Consider the following 15805-nt stretch of genomic DNA (forward strand, 5'->3'; position numbering starts at 1 on the left):
ATGGACAAGCAAAAACCTGTCCAAAGTTAGTATTATTCGTTATCGTTGTTGATTTCTGTGTTTTCAGAAGTGTTTTCAGAATTGTTCAATTCTGTATTCTCAGGATTAATTTCATCACCTTCAACTACCTCTTCTTCTACCTCTTTATCCATTTCTACTTTTGCAATGGCTGCAATTTCGTCTTTGGCTTTTAGGTTGATGACCTTCACCCCTTGTGTATTTCTACCCATCACACGCATCTCGTCCATTCCCATACGGATGGCAACACCGGATTTGTTAATGATCATCAAACCGTCTTCATCGGTAACATTCTGTATGGCAATCAACTGACCCGTTTTCTCAGTGATATTTAGGGTGATTACCCCTTTTCCACCACGGTTGGTAATACGATAGTCTTCCACGGCAGTTCTTTTTCCGTATCCTCTTTCAGAAACGACCAAAACGGTTTCTTTCTCCACATCATTTACCACAATCATGCCTACCACTTCGTCTCCGTCTTCCATGGTAATACCACGAACACCGATGGATCCACGACCTACTTCTCTTACTTTTTCTTCAGGGAAACGGATGCATTTTCCGTTTTTGGTTGCGATCATAATTTCGGACTGTCCGTTGGTCAATCTAGCTCCTAAAAGCTGATCGTCTTCACGGATTTCTATGGCATTGATTCCGTTGGTTCTTGGTCTGGAATAGGCTTCCAATGAGGTTTTTTTGATGGTTCCGTTCTTGGTAATCATCACCACAGACATGGAGTTTACATAGTCGCTGTCTTTAAGATCGTTGGTACGGATGTAAGCTTTGATCTTATCGTCTGGATCTATGTTGATGAGGTTTTGCACGGCTCTACCTTTCGCTGTTTTGGAACCTTCAGGAATTTCGAACACCCTTAGCCAATAGCATTTTCCTTTTTCGGTAAAGAACAACATGTATTGGTGGTTGGTTGCCGAAACGATGTACTCCAAGAAATCTTCGTCTCTTGTAGTCGCAGCACGGTTTCCTACGCCGCCTCTGGATTGTATTTTGTATTCGGAAAGCGAAGTTCTTTTGATGTACCCGGCATGAGAAATGGTAAGTACCACCGTTTCATTCGGGATAAAATCTTCAATCGACATATCGCCACCTGCAAAGTCTATTTCGGATCTTCTTTCGTCTCCGTATTTTTCTTTAACTTCTAACAATTCGTCTTTGATGATCTGGAATCTTCTGGATTCGTTGGCCAGGATATCTTCCAAATCTTTGATTAACGCCATTATTTCTTCGTACTCAGCACGGATTTTATCCAATTCCATTCCGGTAAGTCTTGCCAAACGGAGATCCAAAATGGCTTGAGCTTGAAGATCGGAAAGTTCGAATTCGGTCATTAATCCTTCTTTTGCTTCTTGAGGATTGGCAGAATGTCTGATGATGGCAATGGCTCTGTCCAAAGAATCTTGAGTTCCGATAACTTTCATAAAGCCCTCCAAGATGTGTGCTCTTTCTTTGGCTTTTTTCAGTTCAAATTCGGTTCTGCGGATGACCACTTCGTGTCTGTGATCTACGAAATGATGGATGATGTCTTTCAGATTCAGTTGTTCTGGTCTTCCTTTAACCAATGCAATATTATTCACCGAGAAAGAAGTTTGTAACGCCGTATATTTGTACAATAAATTGAGTACAACATTCGGGATGGCATCGTTTTTCAGTTCATAAACGACTCTTAGTCCGTTTCTATCGGACTCGTCACGAATTTCGTAGATGCCCGGTATTTTTTCATCTTTCACCAACTCGGCCGTTCTGGCTATCATTTCGGCTTTGTTTACTTGGTAAGGGATTTCGGTAACGATAATGGCATTTCTGTTTCCTATTTCTTCAAAGCCTACTTTTGCACGAAGTACAATCCTACCTCTTCCGGTGTGGAAAGCATCTCTAACCCCGTCATAACCGTAGATAATACCACCCGTTGGGAAATCCGGAGCAATAACATGCTTCATCAATTCGTCAATGGTAATGTCTCTGTTGTCGATGTAGGCACAAATTCCGTCCACCACTTCTGTAAGGTTATGAGGTGCCATGTTGGTCGCCATACCCACGGCAATACCCGAAGTTCCGTTTACCAAAAGGTTTGGAATTTTTGTAGGCATTACGGTAGGCTCTTGCAAAGAGTCGTCGAAGTTATTTTGGAAATCTACCGTATCCTTGTCCAAATCGGATAGGATATCGTCGGAAATCTTTTTCAGTCTGGCCTCCGTATAACGCATTGCTGCTGGTGGATCACCGTCCATGGAACCGAAGTTACCCTGTCCATCGACTTGTGGATAACGCAAGCTCCAAGGTTGAGCCATACGCACCATGGCATCGTAAACTGAGGAATCTCCGTGGGGGTGGTATTTACCCAAAACATCCCCAACGATCCTGGCCGATTTCAGATATTTTCTATTAGAAAAAACACCCAATCCGTACATACCGTAAAGTACTCTTCTGTGGACGGGTTTCAAACCATCTCTTACATCGGGCAATGCTCTGGAAACAATCACAGACATGGAATAATCGATGTAAGAAGATTTCATTTCATCAACAATATTGATGGGAATAAGTCTTTCTCCTTCTTTTTGCATATTAATTTTTTAATAAAAACCTTCAACCGAAATGGGTCAAACGATTCTTTGAATTTTCAAAACGAAATAACGGGTAAATTTACAAAATTTTACCGATTTTTGCAACGAAATTTATCCACATTAATCAAAAAATAAATATAAAAATGAGCATACTGAGCCTTACCTTTCATTGCGTTGCAGAACGACTGACGGAATGGGAAGATTACTTCAACAACACCGTTTCGGAAATGGTTGAAAACCTGATGGATGTGGAGAAATACATTCTCTCTGAAGTGGAAAGTGACATGATACAAGAAGGTAAAAATTATAACCTTTTGATGGTTTTTGAGAACGCTGAATACCGACAACAATTCCTAGAAAGTGAGCTGGTCAATATTGAAGACCGAATTGCGTCTAAATTCGGAAATCAAGTCATGCTCTTTTGTACATTTCTCAATCCTAAAAAGTCAAAACTGTAAGATTTTTCTGAGTACATGACAAATTTGTAACACCTGTATAACCCGTTGTTTCAGACTAAAGTACGCTGTGAATTATCGTAAAATTTTGTCATTCTCGATAGATTAAAAAAAAATAAAGCACCTTGAAAATTGGGTGCTTTATTTTTTATCATTGGTGTTTTCTTTTTCTATGATTTCTACTTCAAAAAAAAATACAGCCGTTAAGAAAAATCCTTCTCGCTTCGTCTTTCAAAAAGGAATACATCCTTCCAAACCCCATCGATCTGGTTGATTTTTTCTCGTTTTCCTACTTTACGAAAGCCAAATTTTTCAACTATTTTTATAGCGAGAACATTCTCCTCCATCAAATGGGTTTGTAAGGTCCAAATACCATTTTCTTCGCTATCCAAGATCAGTTTTTCTAAAAGTATCTTGCCCAAACCTTTGCCTTGATATTCCTTTTCTAAAAAAATAGATATTTCTGCAACCCCATTGTACATTGTGGTATTTTCCGGTTTTTTCAGAGCGCACCAACCTACAATTTCGTCGTTTTGATTTTCCAAAACAAATCGGCTGTGCTCCAAATGGATTTTCATCCACGATTTTTCATCGGATTGTTCTTGAAAAGTGGCGATTTTAGAAGAAATTCCTTCTTGGTATATTTCCAAAACCCGACCAAGATCGTTGTATTCCATCGTTCTTATTTCGTAAGAATTAACGGTTTGAGGGATGCTGATCTTTTTCATATCAAGATTGCATTTCTTTTTTTAGAAAAACTCCGGTAACCGATTTTTTATTTTTTATTATTTCTTCCGGTGTACCTTCAGCAACGATCATTCCACCGTGTTTTCCCCCCTCTGGTCCTACATCTATGATGTGATCGGCCAATTTGATGACATCCAAATTGTGTTCAATAATAATGAAAGAGTTGCCCAACTTAACCAGTTGTTCTATGGCGTCCATCAGAACTTTAACATCTTCAAAATGCAGACCCGTAGTGGGTTCATCTAAAATATACAGCGTGTTTCCGGTTTGTTTTTTGGAAAGTTCTGTCGCTAATTTTATCCTTTGGGCTTCACCACCACTTAAAGTGGTAGATTGTTGCCCGAGAGTTATGTAGCCCAAACCAACATCGAAAAGTGTTTTTACTTTGTTATAAATTTTTGGGATGGGAGCAAAAAAATCTACAGCTTCGGTGATGGTCATGTCCAATACATCGGATATCGATTTTCCTTTGTACCTTACTTCTAAAGTTTCTCTGTTGAAGCGTTTTCCGTTGCAGGTTTCGCAATGTACGAAAACATCCGGAAGGAAATTCATCTCAATCACTTTCAGTCCGCCACCCTGACAGGTTTCGCATCGTCCGCCTTTGACATTAAACGAAAATCGTCCGGCTTTATACCCTCGTATTTTACTTTCGGGCAGTTCTGCAAACAGGTTTCTGATGTCGGTAAACATTCCGGTATAGGTTGCAGGATTGGATCTTGGAGTCCTGCCAATTGGGGTCTGATCGACATCTACGATCTTATCAATGTTGTCTAATCCTTCGATGCTTTTGTACGGTAAAGGTTCTTGAACTGCTCTATAAAAATGTTTGTTCAGAATGGGATAAAGTGTTCCGTTGATGAGTGAAGATTTCCCACTGCCCGAAATTCCGGTAACCAAAACCAGCTTTCCAAGGGGGATTTCGAGATTTACATTTTTCAAATTATTTCCCGTTGCTCCTTTTAGGACAATGGATTTTCCGTTTCCTTTTCTTCTTTCGGCTGGAATTTCTATTTTTCTTTTTCCGGTGATGTAATCTGCGGTGATGGTGTCGGCTTTTAGCAGATCTTTGGGGTTTCCTTGCCAAAGAATTTCACCACCAAACTTTCCTGCTCTTGGACCAACATCAAGGACTTCATCGGCTTCCAAAATCATATCTTTGTCGTGTTCGACCACCAAAACGGAATTTCCTATATCTCGAAGGTTTTTAAGAGAATTTATCAATCTTTCGTTGTCTCTTTGGTGGAGACCAATGGAAGGCTCGTCCAAAATATAAAGTACATTGACCAGTTGAGAACCAATTTGTGTTGCCAAACGAATTCTTTGGGATTCGCCACCAGAAAGCGTTCTGGAACTGCGGCTCAGGCTAAGATAATCCAAGCCTACATCCAACAAAAACTGAAGTCGGGTTTCAATTTCTTTTAGAATTTCCGTGGCGATTATTTTATTTTTCTCGGAAAATTTATCCTTGACCTCATGCAACCAAATCTTGAGATCCGAAAGGCTCATGGCGTTGATCTCGGCAATGTTTTTGCCATCAATTTTAAAGCTCAAACTCGACTGAAGCAAACGCGTTCCTTTGCACTGCGGACAAGTTTCTTCTTGGGTAAAATGCCTTTCTAAAACCGTGGCTTCATAACTTTCTTTATCTTCGATAATCTGATCGATTGTGGGTACTAAACCGTCAAAATTAATTTTTATTTTTTTGGTTATCCCAGCGTGCTTCAGCACTTTTTGTTCTTCTTTGTGAAGTCCGAAATACATCATTTCAAGAGCTTCACTTGGGATTTCCGAAAAAGGCGTGTTAAAATCCAACTCAAAAAGTTCCAAAATATTTTTAAGCTGAGACAGAATCCATTTGTTGCTTTTAATATCTTCCAAAGGCAATAACGCGCCTTGAGAAATGGATAATTTAGGATTTTCTACAAAAAAATTGGTATTCACTTTTTTAATGGTACCCAAACCTTTGCAGTGGTTGCAACTTCCTTTTGGTGAGTTGAAAGAAAAAGTATTGGGTTCGGGTAATGCCAAGGAATGTCCGGTATCGGTATCCATTAATTTTTTTGAAAAATAATCGACCTTATCACTGGATAAAATTTGAATTCCGATAATTCCTTCGCCCATATCCAAAGCCGTACGAAGGGATTTTTCCATTCTACTTTCGGAGGAACTCTCACCGATAATCCAGCGGTCGATAACGATGTCGATATCGTGGGTTTTGTAACGATCCAATTTCAGGTCGTATTCAATGTCCATCAATTCGCCATCAATTCTAGCTTGACCGTAACCTTTTTTAGCCATCTGAACGAAAAGTTCATGGTAATGTCCTTTTCTTGATCGAACGACAGGAGCCAACAGCATGACTTTTTGTCCTTTGTAATTTACTTTTATGGCCTCCAGGATTTGTTCTTCTGTGTAGGAGGTTAATTTTTTTCCGCTTTGCAGGGAAAAGGCATCGGAGACTCTTGCGAAAAGTAGTCTTAGAAAATCGTACAATTCGGTAACCGTACCAACGGTAGATCTTGGATTTTTATTGGTTGTTTTCTGTTCGATAGCGATCACTGGGGATAGTCCGTCGATTTTATCGACATCGGGTCTTTCCATACCGCCAAGAAATTGTCTGGCATAGGCGGAAAAGGTTTCTATATATCGTCTTTGTCCTTCAGCGAAAATGGTATCAAAAGCCAAGGAGGACTTGCCACTTCCGGATAGTCCGGTGATGACCACCAATTCGTTTCTTGGGATTTTGACATTGATGTTTTTAAGATTGTGTTCGCGGGCACCGTAAACTTCGATATATACTTTTTTCTGATCCATGAAAGAAAGTTAAGCTTGGATTTTTAATTAAAAAATCTCACAAATTTAAGCATTTCAAAAGGAAAAAAATATTTTGAAAGTAAAAGAATGCAGAGAATTGTTGGAAAGGATCTGTAAATGATCTGTTGGGTTAGTAAACGGTGTGGTGGGTGCAGCCCGACTTGAGTGGAGCTCTTTTTGTGGAGCCTTGGCGGAGCAAAAAAGCGGGAACGGAAGGCGGTAAAGCTGCCCAAATAAAAAAGCATCGAAAAAAAATCGATGCTTGGTATGTTTACAAGTTGTTGTATTAACTTTTTAGGGCTTCGGCTCCGGATACAATTTCCAAGATTTCGTTGGTAATTGCTGCCTGACGCGCTTTGTTGTAGTAGATCACCAAATCGTTCTTCAAAGCTTGTGCGTTATCGGTTGCCTTGTGCATGGCGGTCATCCTGGCTCCGTGTTCTGAAGCGATGGAGTCCAAGATTGCTTTGTACACCTGAGTTTTGATGGATTTTGGGATCAAAACATTAAGGATTTCTTCGGCATTCGGTTCGAAAACATATTCGGTAACTACAGGGTCGTTGCTTTGTTCCGGCATGGCAATAGGCAACAATTGTTCGGTCTGAACTTCTTGAGTTGCAGCGTTCACAAATTTGTTGTACACCAAATATACTTTATCAAAATTACCTTCGCGGAAATTTCTCATGACATTAGAAACGAATTTAGAAACCGCTTCGAAGGTTAAGAAATCGTAGATTGCACTTTGGTTTTCGAAAACCGTTCTGGATTTTCTAACGGCATCGAAGGCTTTTTTACCTACGGTAAGGATTTCTATTTCTGCATTAGGATTTTCTGCAATTTTCTGATTGAGTTCTTTGATTACAGAAGAGTTGAAAGCACCAGCCAAACCTCTATTGGAAGTAATCGTTATGAAAAGGATTTTTTTAGTATCTCTTTGTACAGAGTAAGGAGATGCTATTTCCTGATCCGGATTTACATTCAGGTTTTCGATAATTTCTTGTAATTTTTCAGAATAAGGACGAAGCATTACAATGGCATCTTGTGCTTTTTTCAATTTAGCAGCAGAAACCATTTTCATAGCGCTGGTGATTTGCATCGTAGAGCTAATTGAAGCAATTCTTCCTCGTATTTCCTTTAAATTTGCCATAGGGTTGGTGTCTGTTATCTTTTTTGTTTCGGAATTTAGGTTGAGGGTATCAACCTAAATTCTTCCACTTAATTTATTAGTTATATTTACTTGCGATATCGGATGCAGCAGCTTTCAAAACATCGGTAATTGCGTTGTCAATTTTCCCAGCTTTGATTGCAGTCATGGTATCAGGATGTTTCGTTTTCAAGAACTCAACATAGTCCACCATAAATTCTTTAACTTTAGCTACAGGTACATTTCTCAAAAGGTTTTCTGTTCCTGCGTAAACCATTGCTACTTGACTTTCTACTGGAAGTGGAGAGTTAACAGGTTGCTTAAGGATTTCCACATTTTTTTCACCTTTAGAAATTACAGAAAGAGTTGCAGCATCTAGGTCAGAACCGAATTTAGCAAAGGCTTCCAATTCTTTGTATTGAGCTTGGTCCAACTTCAAAGTTCCGGATACTTTTTTCATGGATTTGATCTGAGCGTTACCACCTACTCTGGATACAGAAATACCCACATTGATTGCTGGTCTAACCCCTGAGTTGAACAAGTCAGACTCCAAGAAGATCTGTCCGTCTGTAATGGAAATTACATTGGTTGGGATGTATGCTGATACATCTCCCGCCTGAGTTTCGATAATTGGAAGTGCAGTTAAAGATCCGCCACCTTTTACGATAGGTTTTAGAGATTCTGGCAAATCGTTCATTTGCTTTGCGATGTTGTCATCCGCAATTACTTTTGCAGCTCTTTCCAACAATCTAGAGTGAAGGTAGAATACATCTCCAGGATATGCCTCACGACCCGGTGGTCTTCTCAAAAGTAGGGAAAGCTCACGGTAAGCTACGGCTTGCTTGGACAAGTCATCATAAACGATAAGAGCCGGTCTTCCGGTATCACGGAAGTATTCTCCAATTGCAGCACCTGCCATTGCAGAATATACCTGCATAGGAACTGGATCTGAAGCATTAGCAGCAACAACTACGGTATAAGACATTGCACCTTTGTCGGTTAGGGTCTTAACGATTTGTGCTACAGTAGATGCTTTTTGTCCAATTGCTACATATATACAATATACTGGTTGTCCAGCATCATAAAATTCTTTTTGGTTAAGGATGGTATCGATAGCAACAGTTGTTTTACCGGTTTGTCTATCCCCGATGATCAACTCTCTTTGTCCTCTACCTACCGGGATCATGGAATCCACGGCTACGATACCTGTTTGAAGAGGTTCGTTTACCGGTTGTCTGAAGATAACACCTGGAGCTTTTCTTTCCAAAGGCATTTCGTACAATTCTCCAGAGATAGGGCCTTTTCCGTCGATAGGGTTACCCAAAGTATCTACAACTCTACCCAACATACCTTCACCAACTTTGATGGATGAAATTCTGTTGGTTCTTTTTACAGTATCTCCTTCTTTTACCAATTTAGATTCACCCAAAAGGGCAACACCAACATTGTCTTCTTCCAAGTTAAGAACGATACCTTCTACCCCTGAATTGAATTTTACCAATTCACCGTACTGTACTTTATCAAGACCGTAAACACGAGCGATTCCGTCCCCGATTGTCAGTACCGTACCAACTTCTTCTACATTAGATTGTGTGTCGAAATTGGCTAACTGTTGTTTTAAAATTGCTGAAACTTCAGCCGGATTTATTTCTGCCATTGTATGGTTGTTTTATCTTAATTTAATTGAAATTCTTTTTTCAAATTAGAAAGTTTGGTTCTAACCGAAGCGTCAACTTGTTGATCACCAATTCTTAGTACGAAACCGCCTAAAATTTCGGGTTTGATGATGGTTTCTAATTCGTATTTTTTAGAAGCATCAAACAAAGAAGTTGATTTTAGGATTTTGTCCAAATTGTCCGGTGACAATGTCGTTGCGGAAGTCAAAGTAATTCTTTGTACTCCGTTGATGTCTTCAACTTTATTGATGAATTCTTGAGCGATATTCTTAAGTTGAGTTTCACGACCTTGTTTGATAACCAAAGAAATGAATTTCTTGGATGGATCTGAAAAAGATGCAAAGATTTGTGCAGCGGCGGCCTCTTTCTTTTTAGCATCGATGAAAGGAGTTGCAAAAAAAGCATTGAGGTCTTTAGAAGCATCCAATACTTTAACGACTTCCTTCATTTCATTAAAAACGGTAGATACATTTCCGGTATCTGTGGAGAAATCCAACAGACCCTGTGCGTATCTTTTTGCTACTTTCGATATCAACATCTTAGTTCAAGTTTGATTTGTTAAGAATGTTTTCTACCAAAGCGTTTTGAGCGTCAGCATTATCTAATTTTTGCTTTAGAATTTGTTCAGCAATAGAGATCGACAAAGTACCGATTTGCATTTTGATGTCTGCCATTGCAGCATTTTTCTCTGCTTGAATGGTTTGTCTAGCTTGGTCGATTAGTTTATCTCCTTCAGATTTTGCAGCATCTTTAGCTTCGCTAACGATTTTATCTTTGATTTCTCTAGCTTCTTTCAAAATAGCATCGCGTTGGTTTTTAGCCTCACGAATGATATTTTCGTTTTCAGTTTTCAAGTTCTGAACTTCTTGTTTAGCTAATTTAGCCTGATTAAGAGCATCTACGATAGAAACTTCTCTTTCGTTGAGTGCTTCTGTAATTGGTCCCCAAGCAAATTTCTTTAATATCATTAACAATACCAAGAAAATAATAGTTTGAATAATAAACAAACCTGATGAAAATTGTGCTAATAACTCGCCCATAATAAATTATGTTATACTTTTATAATTCTTTTAATAAATTTTTTAAAATAAAACCGCCAATCACAACCAACCGTTGCAGATTGGCGGTTAACCTTTTGTAGATCGATTAGTTAACAGCGAACAATGCTGCGAATGCAAGACCTTCAACAAGTGCAGCTGCAATAAGCATCGCTGTTTGTAGTTTTCCAGTTTGCTCTGGTTGACGAGCCATACCTTCAAGAGCTGCAGCACCGATCTTACCGATACCTAAGCTAGCTCCGATTACTACTAAACCTGCACCTACTAGTTTTGGAATTTCCATAATATATAATTTAAAAAATTAGTTTTCTATTTTATTAATTAGTGCAAAGCACCCTCTTCTCCTTCGTGTCCATGCTCTTCATTTGCCATTCCGAAATACACAGCAGAAAGCATTGTAAAGATGTACGCTTGTAAGAATGCTACCAAAATCTCTAACATATAAAGTACCATGGTCAGAATTGGAAAAGCAATTCCTGCAATTACATTTTTAAAATAATACACCATTGCGATTAGTGACATTACCACGACATGGCCTGCAGACATGTTAGCAAAGAGACGGATAAGCAATGCAAACGGCTTGATAATCATACCGATAATTTCGATAGGCATCATAATAATTTTCATAGGCCAAGGCAATCCCGGCATCCAGAAAATGTGTCCCCAATAATTTTTATTCGCTGTAAATTGTGTAATTAGGAAGGTGAACATTGCCAAAGCAGTTGTAATCGCAATATTACCTGTTACATTAATCCCGAAAGGGGTAAGACCAAAGATATTCAAGAATAAGATAAAGAAGAAAATCGTCAATAAATATCCTAAATATTTTCCGTGTTTGGCACCGATATTTGGTTTAGCAATCTCATCTCTTACGAACAATACAAGAGGTTCAAACAATTTCGCAGCTCCTGTAGGCACCATAGATTTCTTATATCCTTTTGCCATAGATCCGAAGATCCAAATCATCAAGAATGCAGTTACCAAAATCATCAAAACCGACTTTGTAATAGAAAGATCAATTACCTTTTCATTTTTAGCATGGTGATGCTCGTCCATTTCAATTGTACCGGCAGCATCAGTTTTATAAATTTTTTCGTGGAATAATTTATAATGAGCACCTTTGCTTTCTACCACATTTTCTCCATGATGAAAAGCAGAACTCATCATCATGTGCAATCCGTTTGACTGATCATAGAAAATCACAGGCAAAGGAAAACCGATATGATCACCCGATTTGGTCACCATAATATCAAAACTGTGCGCATCCATCAAGTGATGCTTTACAAATTCTTGGTTTTCTTGTTTTGTTTTTTCAGCTTCAGAAACCGCTTCTACCGCAGTTGTAGCTTCATGACCGGCCGCAGCCACTTCCGTTGCAGATGCAAATGAAATTGTTGATAAAAATCCGACTAAAAGGATAACTCTTTTAAGCATTGATACTTGTCTTTTTAAAGTTTTGCAAAAGTACTATAAATATTCAAATTATAAAAATAACTAATCGTGATTTTTTTCACTTTTTTGAATCAAACCAACAGAATAAAGCGTTACCAAAGCCAAAGAAGCCAAATAGGGTAAAATAAAATGATACTTATAATGAGGGACTTGGCTCAAGTTAAGCTTATTCATAACAACAAACATCATCGCCAACTTCAACATAACCAACCCCATAAACACAAAGCCTAAATACTCCGGGTAAAGATTTTTGAATATGGACATCACGGTAATCACCATGATAAACATCATGCTTAGAAACAAATAATACTTGATAAAAACCGTTTCGCAACATCCTGCCGTATTTTGAAACAAAAAGAAATGCACTATGAACATCACAAAATACAGTCCGATGTATAAAAAATTATTTTTCATTTTTCTCTATTTGATTTAATTGTCTTAATAAATTATAAAATGCCAAACACATCCCCAACAAGCCTATCCCAACGGTCAATAAATTACTTTGAATTTCAAAATAATTGTTTAGTTTTTTCCCGCCCCAAAAAGACAAAGCCATGGTTGCCAACATCTGAAAAACAATGGAGGAATACCTGCCGTATTGCGACATACTGCTTGTATTTTTCTGATCGGTTTCGACCGGCTTTTTAGAATTAAAATCCTGGTTTTGCATAATTTTTTGCAAAAATAAAGTATTAAAATCATTTTCAATGGACAAATATCATATATCTTAAATTGAATTCCTAAGCAAATACTCAATTCTCCCCTTTTATATAAAATATTTTTAGAAAAAATACTTACTTTTGCAAATCATAAAAAAATAATATGTTCAATAGTTTACAGGATAAATTAGACAAGGCGTTACACAATCTTTCCGGAAGAGGAAAAATTACAGAAATAAATGTTGCTGAAACGGTTAAAGAAATCCGTAGAGCCTTGGTGGATGCCGATGTTAATTATAAAGTAGCAAAAGACCTTACCAAAAGAGTCCAAGACAAAGCCATTGGCGAAAATGTACTTACCAGCCTTACTCCAGGACAATTAATGACCAAAATTGTACACGATGAGTTGGTAGATCTTATGGGAGAAACACAAGAAGGAATCAATCTTTCTGGGAAACCTACCATTATCCTTATTGCAGGTTTACAAGGTTCTGGTAAAACCACTTTTTCTGGTAAACTGGCCAATTATCTTAAACTAAAGAAAAACAAAAAACCTTTATTGGTAGCCTGTGATGTGTACAGACCTGCAGCGATAGACCAGCTAACCGTTCTATCAGAACAAGTTGGGGTAAACATCTACAAAGAAATTGAAAACAAAAACCCTGTCGAAATTTCTCAGAATGCCATTCAATACGCACAAAAAAACAACCACGATGTGGTTATCATCGATACCGCAGGTCGTCTTGCAATAGACGAAGAAATGATGAACGAAATCCGTAAAGTTCATCAAGCAGTAAAACCACAAGAAACCCTTTTCGTAGTGGACTCCATGACCGGACAAGACGCCGTGAATACCGCTTTGGCATTCAACCATGTCTTGGATTATAACGGAGTGGTCCTTACTAAATTGGACGGTGATACCCGAGGTGGAGCAGCACTTACGATTCGTTCAGTTGTGGACAAACCCATCAAATTTATTTCTACTGGAGAAAAAATGGAAGCCTTGGATCTTTTCTATCCGGAAAGGATGGCCGACAGAATCCTAGGAATGGGAGATGTGGTATCCTTGGTAGAAAGAGCTCAAGAGCAATTTGATGAAGAAGAAGCGAGAAAACTCCACAAAAAAATTGCAAAAAATGAATTTGGTTTTGATGACTTTCTAAAACAAATTCAGCAAATTAAAAAAATGGGAAACATGAAAGACCTTATGGGCATGATTCCTGGAGTTGGAAAAGCGATAAAAGATGTGGACATCAGCGACGATTCTTTTAAACATATCGAAGCAATCATCCACTCTATGACACCGGAGGAAAGAAGAAGACCGTCCATCATCAACACCCAAAGAAAAGGTAGAATTGCCAAAGGAAGTGGTAGAAAAATTGAAGAAGTAAACCAACTGATGAAACAATTTGAACAGATGGGTAAAATGATGAAGGTCATGCAAGGCCCACAAGGAAAGCAACTGATGCAAATGATGAGCAAAGGAATGCCAAATATGCCAGGAATGGGAGGTAATCTTTTTGGAAGATAAACAATCAATCATCGATAAATAAAAAACGCTTCGGAAAAATTTCTGAAGCGTTTTTCTATATTTTATCTCAACGATTTTAAGCTTTTAAACTGAGCATCGTCTTTGCATTTACTGAAATAAATTTCCATTCGTGGATTATCCTTTGGATAGACCAAAAGATACTCAGAACAAGGCTCTGCTTGTGCTTTACTTTTATCAAAATCAATAGATCCTTTCGTCAAGATGGAGTCTTTGATAAACTTTTCATCCATCTTCAGTTCGGTCATTTTTTGTTGAAACTCCGGTGTAAAGCTGAATTTTTTAGTTGCTGTTTCGGCGCGTACCCTATCGTTTGGAAAATAAGAACAACTGGCTCCTTTTTTGTTTAGGAAAAATAAAACCACTAAAAGCCCCGGGATGAACCCTAATAAATAAAACTTAAGTTTTTTCATTTAAAATTTTTAGAAAATTAATAGATTAATATCGTGATAGGTCAATCCAAAACGATCGCAAAGAATTTTTTTGGTATGTCGGCCTTTGTACATGTACAACGATTGTTTCATCTCGTTATTTTTAAGCAGCATATTCTCAAAACCGCCCTCTTCATCGTAATTTAGAAGATAGCTGAGGAAGAAATTGGATATTGCTTTGGAAGTGGTTCTTGGCATTTTAGAAGTCAAGTTGGGCAAACCACAATGGATGACATCGTGTTTCACAAAAAATGGATTTTCTTGTGTTGTCAGTTCCGATGTTTCTATCACTTTTCCGTTGTCTATCGTTACATCAATAATTACCGAACCTTTTTTCATCATGGTAACCATTTCCTCGGTAACCACCGGTGGAAAGTTAAGTCTTGGCAAACAACCAATGACCACATCGGCTCTTCTCAGACTTTTAGAAAGCTCTTTGGGATCGATAATGGAAGTGGGTACCCTATTGTCCACCAAAGTATGCAATCTTCTAAGTTTGGACAAAGAGTTATCGAAAACTTTCACACTTGCACCCAATCCTACTGCGGCTTTCGTAGCAAATTCGCCGACAATTCCGGCTCCAATAATCACGACTTCTGCCGGTCTAACTCCTGTGATGCCTCCTAACATCAAACCGTTGGACAGAGCCAAAAGTTCTGAAGCATAAAGTATGGATATATTTCCGGCAATCTCACCAATTAGTCGTACCAAAGCTTGTTGTCTGTACTCGTCGGTTATAAACTCGAATGCTATGGCGTTGATTTTCTTTTCGGCCAAACGGCAAAAATATTCTTTATCTCTAAGGTTGATTTGAAGTGCTGAAACCAAATAGGTATTCGGTTTCAGATAATCGATTTCTTCCAGAGTTGGCGGATTGACTTTCAGCACCAAATCTTGCTGAAATGCCGTAGCAGCATCGTGCACAATTTGTGCACCCACTTCGGAATATTGCAGATCGGTAAAAAAAGATCCGACTCCTGCACCGGACTCTACAATTATTGTATGGCCATGCCCGACCAAAACCTGTACGGCATCCGGTGTAATGCAAGTTCTCCTTTCGTTAAGGCAAGTTTCTTTTGGAACGCCAATACTAAATTTTTTTCCTTTTTTCAAAACTTCCAATTTTTCTTCTTTCGGAATAAGATCTTGTTCGGAAAACGGAGTAAATACTTGGGTTGTACTCATGATAAATTATGTACCTAAATTAAGCAAATACAAAGATA

At 38.4% G+C, this 15805-nt stretch carries 15 protein-coding genes; 2 read left to right on the forward strand and 13 right to left on the reverse strand.

The window, feature by feature from the left end:
• Positions 1-32 precede the first annotated feature (32 nt).
• Positions 33-2594 carry a DNA gyrase subunit A gene (gene gyrA, locus EIY84_RS03265; RefSeq protein ID WP_124640472.1) on the reverse strand — a complete coding sequence of 854 codons (2562 nt, stop codon included), beginning with the start codon at positions 2592-2594 and terminating at the stop codon, positions 33-35.
• A 143-nt stretch (positions 2595-2737) separates the two neighbouring features.
• Here gyrA and EIY84_RS03270 point away from each other — a divergent pair, with 143 nt between their 5' ends.
• Positions 2738-3052 (forward strand): DUF4286 family protein, encoded by a 315-nt coding sequence (locus EIY84_RS03270; RefSeq protein ID WP_124640474.1) that lies wholly within the window; start codon positions 2738-2740, stop codon positions 3050-3052.
• A 200-nt stretch (positions 3053-3252) separates the two neighbouring features.
• Here the strand turns inward: EIY84_RS03270 and EIY84_RS03275 are convergent, their stop codons facing one another.
• The 10 genes from EIY84_RS03275 to EIY84_RS03320 form a co-directional block, all read right to left on the reverse strand.
• Entirely contained in the window at positions 3253-3777 is a 525-nt protein-coding gene (locus EIY84_RS03275) for a GNAT family N-acetyltransferase (protein WP_124640476.1), read from the reverse strand.
• A 1-nt stretch (position 3778) separates the two neighbouring features.
• Positions 3779-6613, reverse strand: a complete 2835-nt coding sequence (gene uvrA / locus EIY84_RS03280; RefSeq protein ID WP_124640478.1) for an excinuclease ABC subunit UvrA — start codon at positions 6611-6613, stop codon at positions 3779-3781.
• 286 nt (positions 6614-6899) lie between these two features.
• Positions 6900-7760 (reverse strand): ATP synthase F1 subunit gamma, encoded by an 861-nt coding sequence (gene atpG, locus EIY84_RS03285; protein WP_124640480.1) that lies wholly within the window; start codon positions 7758-7760, stop codon positions 6900-6902.
• A gap of 76 nt (positions 7761-7836) precedes the next feature.
• A complete protein-coding gene (gene atpA / locus EIY84_RS03290; protein ID WP_124640482.1) occupies positions 7837-9414 on the reverse strand; it encodes a F0F1 ATP synthase subunit alpha in 1578 nt (525 codons plus the stop codon).
• Between the two features lie 17 nt (positions 9415-9431).
• Positions 9432-9971 (reverse strand): ATP synthase F1 subunit delta, encoded by a 540-nt coding sequence (atpH, locus tag EIY84_RS03295; protein ID WP_124640484.1) that lies wholly within the window; start codon positions 9969-9971, stop codon positions 9432-9434.
• Position 9972: 1 nt separating this feature from the next.
• Positions 9973-10473 (reverse strand): F0F1 ATP synthase subunit B, encoded by a 501-nt coding sequence (atpF, locus tag EIY84_RS03300; protein WP_124640486.1) that lies wholly within the window; start codon positions 10471-10473, stop codon positions 9973-9975.
• 106 nt (positions 10474-10579) lie between these two features.
• Positions 10580-10774 carry an ATP synthase F0 subunit C gene (atpE, locus tag EIY84_RS03305; RefSeq protein ID WP_124640488.1) on the reverse strand — a complete coding sequence of 65 codons (195 nt, stop codon included), beginning with the start codon at positions 10772-10774 and terminating at the stop codon, positions 10580-10582.
• Between the two features lie 38 nt (positions 10775-10812).
• Positions 10813-11925 carry a F0F1 ATP synthase subunit A gene (gene atpB / locus EIY84_RS03310; RefSeq protein ID WP_124640490.1) on the reverse strand — a complete coding sequence of 371 codons (1113 nt, stop codon included), beginning with the start codon at positions 11923-11925 and terminating at the stop codon, positions 10813-10815.
• A 60-nt stretch (positions 11926-11985) separates the two neighbouring features.
• Positions 11986-12357, reverse strand: a complete 372-nt coding sequence (locus EIY84_RS03315; RefSeq protein WP_124640492.1) for a hypothetical protein — start codon at positions 12355-12357, stop codon at positions 11986-11988.
• The gene (locus EIY84_RS03320) at positions 12347-12613 is read right to left on the reverse strand and encodes an AtpZ/AtpI family protein (RefSeq protein WP_124640494.1); all 267 of its coding nucleotides are present in this window, start codon (positions 12611-12613) and stop codon (positions 12347-12349) included. The genes EIY84_RS03315 and EIY84_RS03320 overlap by 11 nt, the downstream gene beginning before the upstream one ends.
• A 152-nt stretch (positions 12614-12765) precedes the next feature.
• On the opposite strand from EIY84_RS03320, the gene ffh reads away from it, so the two are divergent.
• Complete coding sequence (gene ffh / locus EIY84_RS03325; RefSeq protein ID WP_124640496.1) at positions 12766-14133, forward strand: signal recognition particle protein; 1368 nt, start codon at positions 12766-12768, stop codon at positions 14131-14133.
• 62 nt (positions 14134-14195) lie between these two features.
• Here the strand turns inward: ffh and EIY84_RS03330 are convergent, their stop codons facing one another.
• Both EIY84_RS03330 and EIY84_RS03335 read right to left on the reverse strand, forming a co-directional pair.
• Positions 14196-14564 (reverse strand): DUF4258 domain-containing protein, encoded by a 369-nt coding sequence (locus EIY84_RS03330; protein WP_124640497.1) that lies wholly within the window; start codon positions 14562-14564, stop codon positions 14196-14198.
• Positions 14565-14573: 9 nt separating this feature from the next.
• Positions 14574-15767: an alanine dehydrogenase gene (locus EIY84_RS03335; RefSeq protein ID WP_124640498.1), complete on the reverse strand. Its 1194-nt coding sequence runs from the start codon at positions 15765-15767 to the stop codon at positions 14574-14576.
• Positions 15768-15805 lie beyond the last annotated feature (38 nt).

It is taken from the genome of Amniculibacterium aquaticum, assembly GCF_003852705.1.
In the GTDB taxonomy this organism is placed as follows: Bacteria; Bacteroidota; Bacteroidia; order Flavobacteriales; family Weeksellaceae; genus Amniculibacterium; species Amniculibacterium aquaticum.

Excerpts from the sequence above, each read along its gene's own strand:
- gyrA (WP_124640472.1), bottom strand. The coding sequence starts at position 2,594 with ATGCAAAAAGAAGGAGAAAGACTTATTCCCATCAATATTGTTGATGAA.
- EIY84_RS03270 (WP_124640474.1), top strand. The coding sequence starts at position 2,738 with ATGAGCATACTGAGCCTTACCTTTCATTGCGTTGCAGAACGACTGACG.
- EIY84_RS03275 (WP_124640476.1), bottom strand. The coding sequence starts at position 3,777 with ATGAAAAAGATCAGCATCCCTCAAACCGTTAATTCTTACGAAATAAGA.
- uvrA (WP_124640478.1), bottom strand. The coding sequence starts at position 6,613 with ATGGATCAGAAAAAAGTATATATCGAAGTTTACGGTGCCCGCGAACAC.
- atpG (WP_124640480.1), bottom strand. The coding sequence starts at position 7,760 with ATGGCAAATTTAAAGGAAATACGAGGAAGAATTGCTTCAATTAGCTCT.
- atpA (WP_124640482.1), bottom strand. The coding sequence starts at position 9,414 with ATGGCAGAAATAAATCCGGCTGAAGTTTCAGCAATTTTAAAACAACAG.
- atpH (WP_124640484.1), bottom strand. The coding sequence starts at position 9,971 with ATGTTGATATCGAAAGTAGCAAAAAGATACGCACAGGGTCTGTTGGAT.
- atpF (WP_124640486.1), bottom strand. The coding sequence starts at position 10,473 with ATGGGCGAGTTATTAGCACAATTTTCATCAGGTTTGTTTATTATTCAA.
- atpE (WP_124640488.1), bottom strand. The coding sequence starts at position 10,774 with ATGGAAATTCCAAAACTAGTAGGTGCAGGTTTAGTAGTAATCGGAGCT.
- atpB (WP_124640490.1), bottom strand. The coding sequence starts at position 11,925 with ATGCTTAAAAGAGTTATCCTTTTAGTCGGATTTTTATCAACAATTTCA.
- EIY84_RS03315 (WP_124640492.1), bottom strand. The coding sequence starts at position 12,357 with ATGAAAAATAATTTTTTATACATCGGACTGTATTTTGTGATGTTCATA.
- EIY84_RS03320 (WP_124640494.1), bottom strand. The coding sequence starts at position 12,613 with ATGCAAAACCAGGATTTTAATTCTAAAAAGCCGGTCGAAACCGATCAG.
- ffh (WP_124640496.1), top strand. The coding sequence starts at position 12,766 with ATGTTCAATAGTTTACAGGATAAATTAGACAAGGCGTTACACAATCTT.
- EIY84_RS03330 (WP_124640497.1), bottom strand. The coding sequence starts at position 14,564 with ATGAAAAAACTTAAGTTTTATTTATTAGGGTTCATCCCGGGGCTTTTA.
- EIY84_RS03335 (WP_124640498.1), bottom strand. The coding sequence starts at position 15,767 with ATGAGTACAACCCAAGTATTTACTCCGTTTTCCGAACAAGATCTTATT.